Annotated in this window: 12 protein-coding genes; 10 read left to right on the top strand and 2 right to left on the bottom strand. The window is 61.5% G+C overall.

Annotation, left to right across the window (positions count from 1 at the left end; all coding sequences use genetic code 11):
- The first annotated feature begins 63 nt into the window (after window positions 1-63).
- From JNL55_RS11890 to JNL55_RS11865, 6 genes are all read left to right on the top strand, one after another.
- Window positions 64-654 carry a malonic semialdehyde reductase gene (locus JNL55_RS11890; protein ID WP_293853043.1) on the top strand — a complete coding sequence of 197 codons (591 nt, stop codon included), beginning with the start codon at window positions 64-66 and terminating at the stop codon, window positions 652-654.
- A gap of 157 nt (window positions 655-811) precedes the next feature.
- A complete protein-coding gene (locus JNL55_RS11885; RefSeq protein WP_293853042.1) occupies window positions 812-1,897 on the top strand; it encodes a TonB-dependent receptor in 1,086 nt (361 codons plus the stop codon).
- A complete protein-coding gene (locus tag JNL55_RS11880; RefSeq protein ID WP_322111025.1) occupies window positions 1,812-2,897 on the top strand; it encodes a TonB-dependent receptor in 1,086 nt (361 codons plus the stop codon). The genes JNL55_RS11885 and JNL55_RS11880 overlap by 86 nt, the downstream gene beginning before the upstream one ends.
- A 13-nt stretch (window positions 2,898-2,910) precedes the next feature.
- Window positions 2,911-4,785 carry an extracellular solute-binding protein gene (locus JNL55_RS11875; RefSeq protein WP_293853041.1) on the top strand — a complete coding sequence of 625 codons (1,875 nt, stop codon included), beginning with the start codon at window positions 2,911-2,913 and terminating at the stop codon, window positions 4,783-4,785.
- Entirely contained in the window at window positions 4,782-6,161 is a 1,380-nt protein-coding gene (locus JNL55_RS11870; protein WP_293853040.1) for an LLM class flavin-dependent oxidoreductase, read from the top strand. Before JNL55_RS11875 ends, JNL55_RS11870 begins: the two co-directional genes overlap by 4 nt.
- Before the next feature lie 192 nt (window positions 6,162-6,353).
- Complete coding sequence (locus tag JNL55_RS11865; protein ID WP_293853039.1) at window positions 6,354-7,346, top strand: helix-turn-helix domain-containing protein; 993 nt, start codon at window positions 6,354-6,356, stop codon at window positions 7,344-7,346.
- On the opposite strand, the gene JNL55_RS11860 is transcribed toward JNL55_RS11865, so the two are convergent.
- Window positions 7,343-10,822, bottom strand: a complete 3,480-nt coding sequence (locus tag JNL55_RS11860) for an indolepyruvate ferredoxin oxidoreductase family protein (protein WP_293853038.1) — start codon at window positions 10,820-10,822, stop codon at window positions 7,343-7,345. The two genes, JNL55_RS11865 and JNL55_RS11860, sit on opposite strands and share 4 nt — an antisense overlap.
- Before the next feature lie 6 nt (window positions 10,823-10,828).
- Window positions 10,829-11,305, bottom strand: a complete 477-nt coding sequence (locus tag JNL55_RS11855) for a VOC family protein (RefSeq protein WP_293853037.1) — start codon at window positions 11,303-11,305, stop codon at window positions 10,829-10,831.
- Between the two features lie 231 nt (window positions 11,306-11,536).
- On the opposite strand from JNL55_RS11855, the gene JNL55_RS11850 reads away from it, so the two are divergent.
- From JNL55_RS11850 to JNL55_RS11835, 4 genes are all read left to right on the top strand, one after another.
- Window positions 11,537-12,811: an amidohydrolase family protein gene (locus JNL55_RS11850; RefSeq protein ID WP_293853036.1), complete on the top strand. Its 1,275-nt coding sequence runs from the start codon at window positions 11,537-11,539 to the stop codon at window positions 12,809-12,811.
- A gap of 10 nt (window positions 12,812-12,821) precedes the next feature.
- Window positions 12,822-13,877: an AraC family transcriptional regulator gene (locus JNL55_RS11845; RefSeq protein WP_293853035.1), complete on the top strand. Its 1,056-nt coding sequence runs from the start codon at window positions 12,822-12,824 to the stop codon at window positions 13,875-13,877.
- A 60-nt stretch (window positions 13,878-13,937) separates the two neighbouring features.
- Window positions 13,938-14,687 carry an SDR family oxidoreductase gene (locus JNL55_RS11840; RefSeq protein ID WP_293853034.1) on the top strand — a complete coding sequence of 250 codons (750 nt, stop codon included), beginning with the start codon at window positions 13,938-13,940 and terminating at the stop codon, window positions 14,685-14,687.
- A 132-nt stretch (window positions 14,688-14,819) separates the two neighbouring features.
- Window positions 14,820-17,084, top strand: coding sequence for a TonB-dependent receptor (locus tag JNL55_RS11835; RefSeq protein WP_293853033.1), 2,265 nt, complete (start codon window positions 14,820-14,822; stop codon window positions 17,082-17,084).
- Window positions 17,085-17,262: the final 178 nt, after the last annotated feature.

Genomic DNA, 17,262 nt, shown 5'->3' with positions numbered 1-17,262 from the left:
GTCTACATTGCGCGCCCATGAGTGTTTTTCGCTTGCTTTGCCGATCGATCGAGGATCTCGCGTATGTCGACGCCTTTGCCCAGTGAGGCGCTCGAGCAGCTATTTCGCGATGGTCGCTCGCTGCATACCTTCACCGATCGTCCGGTCACGGATCAGACGTTGCGAGAGCTGTACGAGCTGCTGCGGCTAGGGCCGACGGGCTTCAACTCGCAGCCGGCGCGTCATGTGTTTGTTCGCTCGGCTGAAGCCAAAGCCAAGTTAGGGCCGGCACTGTCCTCGAGCAATCGCGCTAAAACACTGGCCGCCCCGGTGACTGCCATCGTTGCGTACGACGCCCGGTTCTTCGATCACCTGCCAGCGCTATTCCCGAGCTATGACGCGCGACCTTTGTTCGAAGCCTCCGTCGCACTGACCCAGCAGACAGCCGAGCGCAATGCTTCTTTGCAAGCGGCTTATTTGATTCTCGCGGCGCGTGCACTGGGATTGGATGCTGGACCGATGTCGGGCTTCAACGCCGATGCGGTCGATCGCGAATTCTTTCCGGACGGGCAAGCCCACGCGCTGTATCTCGTCAATCTTGGCTATGGCGAGCGTTCGCAGCTGCGGCCGCGATTGCCGCGGCTGAGTTTCGAGGCGGCGGCGAAGATTGTTTGAGCGTTGTTTATTGCGCGAGATCGTTTGCAGCGTCCCGTTACTTGAATATAACAATCTTTGCATCTGCTACCGATGCATTCCTGGTTTTCTCGTTTCCATCGCGACCGCCACAGCGCTACGGTGACATCCTGCGCAAGTGCGCAAGGTCTGGTGGATCATGAAACAAAGCAGAAGCACGATCGGGTCAGCGAGTCTCTATGCGGCAATGGTCGTTGCCAGTGTCACTCACGACGCTGCAGCTCAAGACGCCGATCAAGCCGCACGCGGTGACACAGGAGTGCTCGAGGCCGTCATCGTGACCGCGGAGCGTCGCGAACAGAAATTGCACGAGACGCCGACGACGGTCGCGGTCGTCGATCCTGAACTGCTGGAACGCAGCGTTCGCAAGATCAATGACCTTGCGGGCTTTGCGCCGGGTGTCACCATCGCCACGCGCACCTACACACCCGCCATCTTCATTCGTGGCGTCGGCTCGACGCGTCCGATCGGCAACCAATCGGTCGGCATCTACCTGGACGACGTCTACATCGCACGCCCGTTCGGCGCGGGGCTGTACGGTTCATTGCCGGACACCCAGCGCATCGAAGTGCTGAGCGGCCCGCAAGGCACGCTGTACGGCAAGAACACCGGTGGTGGCGCCCTCAAGCTGGTGACGGTGCCGCCGCCCGATGAGAACACGGCGTGGATCAGCGTCGCCGCCGGCGACAAGACCAACGAAGCGCGTGCCTATGGATCCGCCGTGCTGGTGCCGGATGTGCTGAACGGCAGTCTGGCCTTCGCACACAACCGCATCGACGACGACATCGAGAACGTCACGCTCGGCAAGGACGTGAACGGTCTGTCCAGCCAGCAGGCACGCGGCCTTCTGAAATGGACGCCGAGCGACACGCTGAAGGCGTTGTTGTCGGTCGACGGCATGAAATCCGAAACGGACTATGTGTTGAGTTCGGTGATTCGTGCGGATCGCAAAGTGCGCCGCACGTTCTCCGATATCGATCCGACGCAGGACTACGAGGGCTGGGGTATCTCTGGCACGGTCGAGAAGTTGCTCGGCGAGCACTTGCAACTCAAGTCCATCACGGCGTTCCGCGACGCTTCGATGATCATGCCCACCGACAGCGATGGCGAGCCTGGCTACTTGAGCGGCTTCGTGCAGGATCTGGACATGCGCCATCTACTTCCGCGAAAAGTTCGATCACTATCGCTGGAGCTGGACCAACAACGCGTTCTCCATCATCGATAGCTCCGTCACCTCGACCACGGCCGGTGTCTATGGACAGCTGGACTATCGACTGACCGACAAGCTCACGGCCACCGCTGGATTGCGCTACTCGCGTGAGACCAGCGAACTCGACAGCCTGGGTTACGCGAGCAACGTGACAGGCGCTGAGCTGGCGCTGCGTTACGCAGCCAACGGCTTGGAGAAGGATTGGACGGCGGTGCAGCCGAAGGTGTCACTGAGTTATCAATGGACGCCCGGCGTGTTGACGTATGCCACGTACTCTCAGGGGTCGACTGCCGGTGGTTACAACTCCGCCGCGGCCACGCTGGCGGTGGCGCAAACGCCGGTGGATCCGGATGAGATCAACGCCTACGAGATCGGCTTGAAGACATTCGGTTGGGGTGGGCGGCTCAGCACCAGCACGGCGGTGTTCTACAACGACTTCAAGGACTATCAGGCCACCATTTCCAATCCCATCATCGATGGCCAGTTGGTGCCAGGCGCGGTGTTCGCTAATGCCGGCCGCGCGCATACCTTCGGTGTGGAAGTTGCGTCGACCGCGAAGTTGAGCCGAGCGCTGGAGGCGTCATTGTCGCTGGCTTATTTGACCACCGAGTTCGACGAGTACTTGAATCCCACCGGCGCGGCCAATAGCAACTTCGTCAACTTCGATTTGCCCAATTCGCCGAAGTTGAGCGGTGGGCTGCGCTTGAACTACGACGTGCCCCTGAGCAGTGGTGCGAACTGGAGCACGACCGGCGCGGTGCGTTACGAAGATGAGTCGTACAGCGCCGTCTCTGCCGATCGCGAGCTGACCAAACAACCCGCGCAGACCTACGTCGATGCTGGCGTCTATTTCACGACCGCCAGCCGGCAATGGACCTTCTCGTTCGCAGGCACCAACTTGCTGGATCGTGACTATGGGTTGCCTGGCTCGTACACGCCGTCGCTCGGCTTCAAGACCGTGCTCTGGAACCGCGAGCGGCAACTGACGCTGGGTGTCCGGCGCGACTTCTTCTAGGTCGCGCCAGGTTATGCGAAGACAGCGAGCGCACAGTCGGCTGGCAGGTTGCCTGCTGACTGTCGCCACGGCGTTTGCGCCCATCGGGGCGCACGCCGCGCATGCCTATACCCAATTCGGGGATCCCAAGTATCCGGCCAGTTTCGATCACTTCGACTATGTGAATCCGCGTGCGCCACAGGGTGGGACACTGCGGCTGTCCACGGTCAGCACCAACGCCAGCTTCGACAAGTACAACCCGTTCACGTTGCGTGGGCGGGCGGCGCCGGGCACGTTGGAACTGATGTTCGAAACATTGGCGGTCTACAGCCTGGACGAACGCAATGCGCAGTACGGCTTGCTGGCTGAAGACATCACGGCCGCGCCCGATTTCTCGTCGGCAACCTTTCGCCTGCGCTCGCAAGCGCGTTTCAACAACGGCGATCCGGTCACGGCCCAGGACGTGCAGCATTCGTTCGACACCCTCAAGAGTTCGGCCGCCAGTCCCAAGTTTCGGTCCTACTTTGCCGATATCGAGCGCGTCGAGGTCGTCGACCCACGCACTGCTCGATTTCATTTCAAGCGCCAGGGGCGCGACCTGGTATTCATCGCAGGCAGTCTGCCCGTGTTTTCGAAGCAGTGGGGTCGACGCAGCGATGGTTCGACCCCGGCGTTCGACGCGCTCGGCTTGGATGCACCGGTGTCGAGCGGTCCGTATCTGATCGAAGCGAGCAGCCGTCGTCAGGACATTCGCTTCAAGAAGAATCCGAACTATTGGGCCGAAGGATTGAACGTGCGCAAGGGCATGTTCAACTTCGAGAACATCGTGTTCTATCTGTATAGCGACGTGGACGCGCGACGCGCGGCGTTACGCTCGGGCAAGTACGACTTCTTCAACGAAGTGCAGATGTGGCCCTGGCGGGTCATGTACTTCGGCAAGCTGTTCGATAGTGGCGAGTTTTTGAAAGAGATCGTGCCGAACGACAATCCGCCGGCGATGAATGGCTGGGTGCTGAACCTGCGCCGCGATCAGTTTAGGGATGTTCGGGTCAGGCAGGCGCTCAGTTATCTGTTCGATTACGAATGGCTCAACGATCGGCAGTTCAGCGGCCGCTTCAAGCGGATGGACAGCTACTTCGCGCGCACGCCACTGGCGGCGCAGGGCGAGCCGAGCGCGGCAGAGTTGGCGCTGCTCGAACCGTATCGCAATGAGCTACCGCCCGCGGTGTTTGGTCCCATGGTGTCGCAGCCGACCACGCATGCGCCTTCGAGCATGCGCGACAGCTTCACCCGTGCCATCGAATTGCTGGCCGAGGCGGGATGGAACATCCGCGACGGCGTGCTGCGTAACGCAGCCGGTGAGCCCTTCGTGATCGAGATTTCCATCAACGCGCGTAAGCAAAGCGTGTTGGACTCGATTTACTTGAACATGCGCAAGGCGGGCATCGTGGTGATTCGACGCCTGAATGACGTCGCCACCGAACGTCGCAAGCTCAACTCGTTCGATTTCGATTACATCGCGTTGTCCTTGCGCGAGTCTCGGATGCCCGGTGAGGAGATCTGGCGTGTGTTCAACAGCGCAGCTGCCGACGTGGCGGGCTCGGAGAACATCGCCGGCGTCAAATCCAGAGCCGTGGATGAACTCACCCAGCGCTTGATGGTGGCCTCAACCCAAACGGAGCAGGAGACCGTCGGCAAGGCGCTCGACCGCGTGCTGATCCATCAGCACTACGTCATTCCCTGGCGCTACTTGCCCGATCATTACCTGATCCATCACCGACGCCTGCGTCGCCCGAACACGGTGCCGCTGTACTACGCGGCGCAGGAGTGGGCGATTGCGACCTGGTGGGACGGCGATCGCGACACCCCTTCCGACCTTTTATCTCATACGACGGAGCCACAACGATGAGTGCTCAGAAATCTCGCAAGATCAAACTCGGTGTCGGGCTTCAGGGCGGGGGCGGTCATTGGCGCGATCCGGCGGTTGCCGACGGCGCGGTGTCCGATATCCAGTCTTACATCAACTATGCGCGCATCGGTGAGCGAGGCAAGTTCGACCTGGGCTTCATTGCCGACTCGGCTTACATCACACGCGATTCGACCTGGCCGTTTCTGAGCCGGCTGGAACCGTTGACGGCCTTGTCCGCGATTTCTGCGCTGACGACACATCTCGGAGTGGTAGGCACGGCAACGACGTCGTTCAGCGAGCCATTCACCACGGCGCGGCAGTTTGCGTCGCTGGATAAGATCAGCGGCGGGCGTGCTGGCTGGAACGCCGTGACCTCGGCGCTCGAGGGTCTCGGCAAGAATCATGGCCACGAGAAACTCTATGATCATGAGTTGCGCTATCGGATTGCGGAGGAGTATCTGCAAGTCGTCGAAGGATTGTGGGACTCGTGGGAGGATGATGCATTTGTCCGCGATCGACAGTCCGGCCGTTATGTGGACTTGAACAAGATGCACACGCTCGACCACAAGGGCGAGTTCTTCTCGGTGCAGGGACCGTTGAACATGGAGCGCTCACCGCAGGGACGCCCGGTGCGCTTCCAGGCTGGTGCATCCGATGCGGGTATTCAATTGGCCGCGCGCCATGCCGATGCGATCTTCTCGGACAACCTGTCGCGGTCGTACTCGCTCGAAGATGCAGCGGGCTACTACCGGAAGGTCAAGGAGCGGACCCGCGCCGCCGGCCGTGACGGTAGCGAGATTCTGATTTTCCCGGCCATCAATCCGATCGTCGGCGACACCCAGGAAGAAGCGGACTTTCTGTATCAGGAGTCCATCAAGTACACCGACGTGGAACACGCCGTGAAGTACTTGAGCCGCTACTTCAGCTTCTTCGATTTCTCACAGTTCCCGCTGGATGAGCCGCTGCCGGATCTGGGCGAGATCGGCAACAACAGCTTCAAGTCGACCGCGGAGTTTTATAAGAATCTGGCCAAGCGCGAGAAGCTCACCTTGCGGCAGCTGGCATTCAGAGCCGCCAACCCCAGAGGCGGGTTCGTCGGCACGGCCCAATTCGTGGCCGACAAGCTGCAGGAGGTGTTCGAGTATCCAGCCGCTGACGGCTTCATGATCATGGCGGCGGGCCAGAAGAACTTGAATCGATTCGTCGATGAAGTGGTGCCGCTGCTCCAGGAACGGGGCTTGTACCGTCGCGACTATGAAGGGACCACCTTGCGCGAGAACCTCGGCCTCGAATTCCCACGTAATCGACATGTCGTGGTGGCCGGCTCGCCGGATGCCACTTTCCCTGCCCAGATCAAGGAGTTGAGCGTGGGCTGACGCATCGGCCACGGGGCTGCGAGGGGGCCACCTCAAGTTCGAGATGACAAGCGGCTGATCGCACAGCCATGATAGTGCCCAATAGGATGAGTGGCGCGAGTCGGTGCCTTGGCACCGACTCCACCACGGGTGGAGGGAACCGAGAACGCCGACTTAGCCAGCAAGTCATGCGATGCGAGCGAAGGGGGGCCCATGCCAGACGTCATCTTTGCGTGCGACGGACACAACTACCGCGGTCGTGAGCGTGAGTATCGCGGAGCGAATGGCCAGGAGTACTACGAGGGCGACTACGAGATTCTGCCCGAGCCGCACATCAACATTCGGATCGACAAAGGTCTGTCCTGCACGTCCAGCATTCTGAATCTGCGTTCGATCTCGAACTTGCGATTCCGGCGCGGCTGGCATCACATCCGGCGTGACAAGACCGATGTCTGCGTGCTGTGGTTCGTCAAACACGGCAGCATCGTCCACACCAGTTCCGCCGGCAAGGTCACGATGCGCACCGGCGAATGCATGATCACTCGCTCCTCGCAGCCGTTCGTGATGGATTGCCTGGTCGATGACCGCTCCATCCATGAAGTGCTGCATGTCATCGGCCCGACGCATCTGTTCCGTTCGTTCATTCCCGACGACGTGCCTGCAGGCACCGTGCTGTCGGCGGCCGAGGGCGATTGTCACCTCGCGAAAGAAGCGTTCTGGTTGCTATATAACGACGGCGCGTCGGTGAGTCGCAAAGCGGCCGAGCAGTTTGTGAACACGGCGGCCTCGGCGGTGGGCACCTCGTTGCTGGAAGCCGCCAATCAACCGCTGCCGGTGTCCATCACCGACAAGCGCTACGAAGATATTCTGACTGTCATCCAAGGCCAGCTGTCGAATCCGGACCTGTCGGTGACATCAGCGGCAAGGGCGTGCGGAATTTCTCCTCGCTACCTGACGTACATCTTGTCTTCGCAAGGCACGTGCTTCTCCGATTTGCTGTGGCTCAGCCGGTTGGAGCGCGCGCAAGCGTGGCTGGTCGATAGCACCATGAAGCAGGTGCCCATCGCCAAGATCTCTTACCTGGCGGGCTTCAAGAGCCCGGCGCATTTCTGTCGCATGTTCAAGGCGGCCAAAGGCGTCACGCCCGGCGAGTTTCGCGCCTTCGCGGGCCAGCCGGCCTCGGGCGAGATGGCGGTGGCGCTTTAAGCCGCACGCGGTTGTGACAGAGTGGCGGTCTCAAACGTGGCGAGCAGTTGCTCGAGTCTTTTCTCGTAGACGTTGACCGAAGCCTCTTTCACCGGACCGTAACCGCCGATGTCCGCCGCCGCGCTCGCAATCTCGATCGCAGTGGGCAGGCGCGCGTCGTCGAGCTCTTTGACGATGCGCTGGATCAGCGTTCGGTAATCCTCGATCAGGCGCCGCTCCATCCGACGTTCAGCGGTGTAGCCGAACAAGTCGAACGCGGTACCTCGCAATCCTTTCGCTGCGTGCAGCACCTTGAACAGCGGTAGCACCCAGGCACCGAACGCACGCTTTTTCGGGCGGCCGGAAGGATCGCGACCCGGCAGCATCGGCGGTGCGAGATGGAACGTCAGCTTGAAGTCGCCGGAGAATTGCTCGTTGAGGCGTTGCTTGAAGGCCAGCTCGGTGTACAGCCGTGCCACTTCATATTCGTCTTTGTAGGCCATCAACTTCGCGAGCGTGAGCGCCACTTCTCGCACGAATTTCTCAGTGCCTCTGAGGCGTCGAGCTTCCAATTGCGAGCGCACGTCGGTAACGAACTGCACGTAGCGCTGCGCATAGGCGTCATCCTGATATGCCGTGAGCAAGCGGACGCGACTGGCCACGATGTCATCGATGGTCACGGGCGCTGCGGGTTCGTTGCGGTCGTCGAGTTCGCGTAACAACGCACTCACATCGTGTGCGGCGAGTCGTCCAAGCGCGAGCGTGCGCAGATTGCCTGAAACAAAGGTGCCGTTGAGTCGAATGGCTTGTTCGATCGACTCGATCGACACGGGTAGCAGACCTTTCTGCGCGGCATACCCCAACATCAGGATGTTGGTGCCGATGCTGTCGCCGGTGAGTTGAGTCGAGATTCGCGAGGCGGGCAACTCGTAGCAGGCAGAGCCCGCCAAGGCTGCGACCACCGTGTCGCGCAAGTCGGTCTCATCGAGTTGCGCTTTCTTGTTCGACTGAAACTCACCCGTCGGCGCCACATCGCTGTTGAGAATCGCGACGGTGCGACCGGGTTGCACTGTTTTCAGCACCGGTGCACCGGCGCCGACGATCAGATCGCAGGCGATCATCACATCGGTCATGCCTTCGCTCAGGCGCGAGGTGTAAACGTCCCGAGGATCGGGGGCGATGCGGATGTGACTGGTCACGGCGCCGCCTTTCTGTGCCATGCCGGTCATGTCGAGCACGGTGCAGCCTTTGTGTTCCAGGTGTGCGGCCATCCCTAAGATGGCGCCGACGGTGAGCACGCCGGTGCCACCGATACCGCCGATCAAAATGTTGTAGCCGCGCGCGTCGAGTGGGGCGACCGCAGGCACTGGCAGCTGTGACGTGAGCTGCTGCAGTCGATCGACATTGCCACCGGTTCGAACTGCGATCTGGCCGCCGGTCACTGTGACGAAGGATGGGCAGAAGCCTTTCACGCAGCTGTAATCTTTGTTGCAAGTGGACTGGTCGATTTTGCGCTTCCGGCCGAATTCGGTTTCCAGCGGTTGTACGCTGATGCAGTTGGATTGCACGGAACAGTCGCCGCAGCCTTCGCAGACGGCGGGATTGATGAACACGCGCTTCTCGGGATCAACCATGAGCCCGCGCTTGCGACGCCGACGCTTCTCGGTCGCACAGGTTTGTTCATAGACGATGCCGGTGACGCCCGGCGTCTCACGTAACTCACGTTGCAGTTGATCGAGCTCGTCGCGGTGATGCAATGATGCATGCGGTGGCAAGCGAACCTGCGCGAACTGCTCCGGGTTGTCGGACACCAGACGCACCGGGCGCACGCCTTCGGACAGCAGTTGCCGAACCATCTCGACGGGCGAGATCTGTTGTTCGACCGGTTGGCCGCCAGTCATCGCGACGGCATCGTTGTACAGCACTTTGTAAGTGATGTTGGATTTGGCGGCGACAGCCGCGCGAATGGCCAGCACGCCGGAGTGCGAGTAAGTGCCGTCGCCCATGTTCTGAAACACATGCGGCGTATCGACGAACGGGCCGACCGACAGCCACGGCGAGCCTTCATGGCCCATGGGCACGAACTGCATGGTGTTGCGATCCATCACCACCGCGGCGAGGCCATGACAACCGATGCCGCCGAGCGCGAGCGAGCCATCGGGAATCTTGGTGCTGGTGTTGTGAGGACAGCCGGAGCAGAAGTACGCCGGGCGGAACTTACGGCTGCCACGACTCGCAGCGGTCGCTTCGAGATCGCGATAGTGCGCACCTCGTTGCTCGAGCAGCTCATCGCTGAGGTTCAGCTGTTGTAACAATCGATAGATGGCGTTACGAATTTGCCCGACCGTCAACTCGCCGACGGTGGAGAGCAGCGGCGCGCCACGTAGGTCTTGCTTGCCGGCGAGCGCCGGTCGACGGTCCGAGCCGATGCTGTAGAGATGCCGCGCGATCTGTTCCTCCATGACGGGCCGTTTTTCTTCGACGACCAGCACGGCGCTACTGGCTTGAGCAAAGTCGCGCAAGCGCTCGCCATCCATGGGCCAAATCAGTCCGGGCTTGTACACACGGACACCCAGCGCTTGGCATCGAGCATCGTCCAAGCCGAGATCCGACAGCGCCTGGCGCACGTCGAGATACGCCTTGCCGGCGCTGACGATCGACAGCGTGCGACGCTGTCCGTCGATCACGACACGATCAATCGTATTGGCGCGTGCGAATGCGGTCGCAGCCGGCAAGCGCCTGGTGACCAATGTTTCTTCTTCGACCAGCGCCGGCTGATTGGGCCGCAAGTTCAGGCCGTTGGGCGGCAGCGCGAAGTCTGCGGGCACCAGGAAAGGACGATGCACCTCCGGCAGCTCGACCGAGCCAGACAAGTCCAGCGTATCGGTGATGCACTTGAGCCCCACATAGCAGCCGCTGAACCGTGACATGGCCCAACCGAACAAACCGAACTCGATGATTTCGCCGATGGTGGCGGGATACAGGATGGGCAGCATCGCGGCGATCAACGTGTGTTCGGATTGATGCGCGCTGTCGGAGGACTTGCCGCCGTGGTCGTCACCGGCCACGGCGAGAAAGCCACCGAGCGCGGCGCTGCCTTCCAAGTTGCCGAGCTTGAGCGACTCGCAGGCACGGTCGACGCCGATGCCCTTGCCGTACCACAAGCCGAAGATGCCCTCGAAGGTGGACTTGCCGAACCACTTCAACTGTTGGGTGCCGCGAATCGCGCTGACCGCCAGCTCCTCGTTGAGGCCGGGCCGGAACGTGATGTGATGTTGGTCCAACAGTTTCTGCGCGCCCCACAAGGCGGAGTCATAAACGCCGAGCGGCGAGCCGCGATACCCGGAAATGTAGCCCGCGGTGGCGAGGCCGGCGGCTCGGTCGCGTCGTGCTTGCTCGAGGGGCAGGCGTACCAGCGCTTGGTTGGAGGAGATGAATACCCGTCCGTGTGGTTGCAGGTATTTGTCGTCGAGGGTGGTGGCGGCGGCGGTAGTCATCAGCGATCAGTTCTGCAACGGCGCCAGCTGATTGAGGCGGAACTGGCACTCCGGGGTGGTTTCTTGGATCTCGATGACGTTGTTCTCGGGATCGCGGCCGTAGAGTGTTTTGACGTGGCCCACGTCGATGGGCGTGCGCTTACCGAAGGTCATGCCGAGCGAGATCAGGCGGTGGTACTCCTGCTCGATGTCGGTCACGTCGACGCAAAAATGGGTGTAGCCCTTGTCGAACGGCCGCAGCGGCCGGCTCGACTCCGGGGCCGGCGAGGCGAATTCGAACAGTTCCAGATAGCAAGTCCCGGCTCGGAGCATCACGCCGCGGCCGGCGGAGCCGGGGACGTCCAGAATCTGGTCCAGCATCTCGCTGTCCCGCCAGCTGAAGCCGTCGTCCAATACTTCGAAACCAAAGGCCTGGCGGTAGAAATCCACCATGCGATCCAGATTATTCACGTGCACGGCCACGTGATGAATGCCGCGAATCATTGCGTTGTCCTGTGAGGAAGCCCCTCGCACCCCGGGGCACGATGCAGCATGGCCCAGCCCGGCGCACCGGGGTGAAAGGACGCCGCCGCAGTCAAGGCGCATTGCGGATCCGGTCAACAGCGCCGGGGGCGGGCGTGTCCTGGCTAGGCAAGAGCGGTTGCGCGACCGGTCATCGGCAGTGACCCGTCGGCTGCGTACAGTGCTACCCATCAAGGTGGGAGCATCAATACGATGAACAGAGTTCTGATTGCCGGGGCTCGGGTGTGGGATGCCAGCGGGGCGGCGCCGTTTGCCGGCGACGTGCTGATCGAGGGCAATCGTATTGCCGCGGTCTCGTCGGGGCCCGGGCAACTGCCGGTGTCGGGATGTCAGGTCATCGAAGGCCGCGGCATGACGCTGATGCCTGGTATGACGGAAAGTCACGCCCACCTATCGTTCGAAGCGGTGACCTCGACCGAAGACTTGATCACGCCGCCGCCCGAGGAGCACACGCTGCTGACCGCCCGGGTCGCGAAGGTACTGCTCGACCACGGTTTCACCAGCGCTTGGGGGGCCTCCGAAGCCAAGTTGCGACTGGGTGTGGCAGTTCGTAACGAAGTCAACGCCGGTCGCTTGCCGGGGCCGCGCATTCGTGCCGGATCGCTCGAGATCACTGTGACCGGTGCGTTGGGCGACGAAAGCCGATTACACAATCCGCGTAACGGACCGTCGATCGTCGTCGACGGGCCGGAAGAGATGCGCAAGGCGGTGCGGCTGTGCTGTCGTGAAGGCTGCGACAACATCAAGCTCGATGTGTCCGGCGATCCGTTCTATCCCAACACGCCGGCGCATTCGACGCCGATGGCGTTCGAAGAAATCCGCATGGCGGTCGAGACGGCGCGTAGCTTCGGACGCCGAGTGAATGCTCATGCGCGCTCCATCGGGTCGATTCAGGCCTGTGTGCGCGCTGGTGTCGATGTGCTGTATCACTGTGAGTACACCGACGAGGCGACGCTCGATTTGATGGAGGAGGCGAAGGATCGAATCTTCGTCGCGCCGACAGTGGGGTTGTTCCATACGATGCTGCACGAAGCAGCCCCGTGGATGACGCACGAAACGGCGGTGGCGATGGGCATCGACAGCCTGCTCGAAGAATCCAAGAAGACTCACACCGAGTTGCGCAAGCGGGGCATTCGTCACGTCATTGGCGGCGACTACGGTTTCGCGTGGAGCAAGCATGGCACCAACGCACGAGACATCGGCTTCTTCATGCAGGACTTCGGCTACTCGGCCTCGGAAGCGTTGCTGTGCGCGACGCGTAACGGCGGCTTGATGATGTCCATGGACTCGAAGGACAAACTCGGCGAGATCAAAGAAGGCTATCTGGCCGATCTGGTGCTGGTCGACGGCGACCCGCTGGCCGATGTGAACGTGCTGCTGGATGCGCAGCGCCTGACGCTGATCATGAAGGACGGGCAAGTACACAAGAACGCGACCGGTGCCGCCCGGCAGCGAGCGGCGGCGTAAGGAGCTTCCCATGGAATCGTCACCCGGTATCGTCGATGTCAACGCGCTGCGTGGCTTTCCGGAACTGGTGTGGGAGTTGGGCGGCGACTCGGCCGCGCTGCTGCGCCTGGCGGGCATCGAACCCGACTTGCTCGACAAGCGCGGCGCCTCGATCGAGTTTCGTTCGTTGCTGCGGCTCATGCAGGTCGCGGCCGAGGAGTTGTCCTGCCCGGATTTTGGTCTGCGCTTCGCCAACCGCCAGGGTGGTAACAAAGCCATCGGTCCCATCGGCGTGGTGATGAAAAACTCGAAGACCTTGGGGCAGGCGATCGGCTATTGCGCCAAGAATTTGCATGCGTACTCGACCGCGACGCGCGTGCGCTTCCAGCCTGATCGCACCAAGCATGTGCTGACCGTGCGCTTACAGATCCTGCTGGATAACGTGGAGGACAAACGCCAGGCCGTCGAGCATGCGCTGTTGCTCGCGAGTCATAACATTCTAGAGATCACCGCCGGCACGGCTCGCGTGCGTAAGATTCTGCTCAGCCATCCGCCGCATTCCAAACAAGTGAACTACCGAGCGTACTTCGGCTGCGAGGTACTGTTCGAACAGGAAGTCGATGGCCTGATGCTGACCGAAGGCGACCTGTTGCAACAAGTGGTCGATCCGGACGAGCGCGTGTACGAAATGGCCACGGCCTTCATCGACGAGCGTTATCCCAAGGAGGAGGGCTCGATTCAGGGCCGAGTGCGTCGCTTGATCCTGCTGCATCTGGGCAGCGGTGAATGCACCAACGAGCGCATCGCGGCTGAGCTGTGCATGCATCCCCGAACGTTGCAACGTCGACTGCGCGCCGAGGGCACGTCGTTCGATGACATTCGCGATGAGCTGCGGCGTGAAGTGGCGTACCAGTACATCCAGAACTGCGACCTGCCGTTGAAGCAGCTGGCGGAGAAGCTGGGCTATGCCGATGCGTCGATTCTGTCGCGCAGCTGCTATCGATGGTTCTCCGTGTCGCCTCAGCAGCTACGCACCCGTTTGCGATGCCAGGAACTCGCGACGGTCGATGCCGCCGTGGGAACCTGAGCGCGAGCCGCGCTGGCCGAGGGCCGACGAATTAATCTGAACATCGCAGGGCGCAAGGCGTTGGTATGCGCAGCCAGTCGGGGACTCGGCCGGGCCTGTGCCGAAGCGCTGGCTCACGAAGGGGTCTTGGTCACGCTCACCGGCCGCGATGCCGATCAGCTCAGGCGCACGGCGGAGGAAATCTCCGTGAGTGCAGGTGTCCCCGTCACCATCGCCATCGGCGATATCGCCACCGAAGCCGGCAGACAAACGGCGCTCGATGCCTGCGCCTCGCCGGACATTCTGGTGACCAACAGCGGCGGTCCACCGTTGCAACGCTTTGCAGACCTAGGCAATGAAGCATGGCTCGCCGCCGTTCAAAGCAACATGCTCGCGCCGATCGCGATGATTCGTGCCACGTATCTGGGCATGCGCGAACGCAAGTTCGGTCGCATCGTGAATATCACATCGGCTTACGTGAAAGCGCCGCATGCCATGCTGCCGTTGTCGGTCGGGCCCAGGGCGGGATTGACCGCTGCGGTGTCGTGGATTGCTCGCGAGAGTTGCGCGGACAACGTCACGATCAACAATCTGCTGCCTGAAATGATTCTCACCGATCGCGCGCGCGCCGGCTTCGAGACCCTGGCACAGCAAGCCGGGCAGTCGTATGAGGAGTTCGTGGCCGCTTGGGTGGCGTCGCTGCCGGCGCGTCGGCTCGGCACGCCCAGCGAGTTTGGCAGTGTCTGCGCGTTTCTTTGCAGCGCGCAGGCGGGCTATGTCACCAATCAAAACATCCTCATCGACGGCGGGCATTATCCCGGCGTGTTCTGAGGGCGGTGTCGCGTGGAGCCAATTGAATGTCATTGCCGCTCTGACGTCACGGCGATACCGTCCCCGCCGCCAGTCCCGTGCCGCCGCTCCTTGGCAGGCCCGGAGGCCATGCCGAAGACCGTTGGGGGGGATATGCCGAACGAACTAAATCATTCCGAAGTCATTCATTCGAACCTGGGCACGCGAGGTGCCGTGTCGTCGGCGCTGCTCGCGTTGCTATTCAACGCCAGTGTCGCAGGGGCGCAGTCGGTGCCGGCGAATCAGGATTCGAGCGCCGGTCAGTTGGAGACGGTCATGGTGACCGCGCAACGCCGCGCTGAAAGCATTCAAGACGTGCCGCTGTCGGTCGTCGCGCTCTCCAAAGAGTCGCTCGAGGCCGCCGGCGTGAAGAACGTGATGGATCTGCAGCAGGTCGATCCGTCGCTGTCGATCTCGGCGCAGTCCGGCGCGGTCATCCCGTTCATTCGTGGTATCGGCAACATTGCTTCGCAGACGCCGGGCAACGAGTCCAGCGTGCCCATCTACATTGACGATGCGTACTACTCGCGCTTGTTCGTTCCCTATCTGTCGTTCGCCGACAATATCGAACGGGTCGAAGTGTTGAAGGGACCCCAGGGCACGCTGTTCGGACGTAACGCCACCGGCGGCTTGATCCACATCGTGACGCGCGATCCCGGTCAAACCACCGAGTTCAGCGCAAAGCTCGGCTACGGCAGCCAGCAGACCACGACCGGTCAGGTGTACTTCGCGACCCCGCTCAACGATCAACTCGCCATCGATTTCTCGTTCAGCGGTCAGAACATGGGCGAAGGTTTCGGCACTAACTTGTACAACGGCGCCGACACTTACTTTCGCAACTTCTATACGGCACGTTCCAAGCTCGTGTGGACGCCCTCCGATACCACCAAGGTGCGCCTGAGCGCCGTGCAGGTGCGTGACAGCTCATCGATCGGTACCGTCGGCGGTGGCGGCTTGCGGAACTACACTCGCGGCCTGCCGCCGAGTTTCACGCAAGAGTTTGAGCAGCCGAGCGACTTCTTCGACATCAACGTCAACTACAACACCAAGCGTCGGCATCGTGGCAATGCGTTCACGTTGCGCGTCGATCAGGAGTTCGGATTCGCCGACTTCAGCAGCATCTCGTTCTATCGACAGTCGCGTGAACCGTGGACGTCCGAAGGCGATCACACCAACGCGCGCTGGCTCGAGTACGACCTCAACGTCGAGGACAAACAGATCACGCAGGAGTTTCAACTGCGCTCCAAGGATGACAGCACGCTCTCCTGGATCTTCGGTCTGTACTACATGAATGCCGATGCGGCCTACGATCCGGTGGTCATCACGGGTGAAGCCATCGAGCTTGGCGGACTGCGCACCAACGTGCTCATCGGCAAGCAAGAGATCGATTCGAAGGCAGCGTTCGGCCAAGCGACCCTGCCGATCTTTGCCGATGCGGCGAACCTCACGCTCGGTGTGCGCTACACGCAGGATACGGTGGATGGCTTTGGTCGCGGTTTTGGCGAGACGCTGGGCAGCGGCGCGATCGTTTCGTTCGGGCCTCCCTATGTGGACGAGGCCAAGTTCAGCAAGGTGACTTACAAGGTCGCGCTCGATCGCAGTTTCACACCTGACCTGCTGGGCTATACCTCGGTCAGTCGTGGCTACAAGTCCGGTGTGTTCAATCTGCTGCCGCTGAGCGCGCCAGCCGTGCCGCCGGAGGTCGTGGATGCTTACGACATCGGCTTGAAGTCGACGCTGGCCGGCGGCCGGGCGCATTTCAACGTCTCGTTGTTCTGGAATGAGATCGAAGCGCTGCAAACCAACGTGGTCGAAGTGGTGAGCGGTGTCGCGACGCCGAAGCTGGCGAGTGCCGACAAAGCGCGTACACGTGGTGTTGAATTCGACGGCGACCTGTTGGCCACCGACGGTCTGACGGTGCGGTTCTCCGGTCAATACATCGACGCAGAGTTCATCGACTTCCCGAACGCACCCGTGGTCACGCCGCTGTTCGTCGCGCCGTACGGTTTGGTCGGCGGTGTGGGCGACGTGAGCGGGCTCGGCCTGCCACAGATTCCGGAGTGGAAGTTGAACGTGGGCTTGGACTATGAAGTGGGCAGCGGCCTGGGCCAGTGGCTGCTCGGCACCAACGTCGCTTATCGAAGCGGCTTTCCTTGGGAGGCCGACAACGTGGTCGAGGCGCCGGACCTGACGCTGGTCAATGCCAGCGTGGAACTGAAGCCCTCGTTCGCGCGCAATACCAGCGTGCGAGTCTGGGCGAAGAACCTGACCGACGAACATTACTTCGGCAATGTGTTGGCGCAAACTGGCCCGGCGGGCTACCTCGCCTCGCCGGCAGAAGGGCGAACCTGGGGCGTGGAGTTCGGTTATCGGTTCTGATCGGTCGACTGGGGGAGAACTCAATGATCCGTGGCATTCATCACTTCACGGTCCACGTGCGGGACCTCGAGCGTATGAAACAGTTCTACATCGACGCGTTCGGCTTCGTCGATCCCGGCTTCGCCGGCGGCTGGCAGGACAATGCGCAGATCGATGAGATCGTCGACGTGCCAGGCTC

The sequence above is a fragment of the Steroidobacter sp. genome, from assembly GCF_016790065.1.
In the GTDB taxonomy this organism is placed as follows: domain Bacteria; phylum Pseudomonadota; class Gammaproteobacteria; order Steroidobacterales; family Steroidobacteraceae; genus Steroidobacter.
Note: the sequence above shows the minus strand (reverse complement) of the source record. Positions and strands in the feature narration are given on the sequence as shown.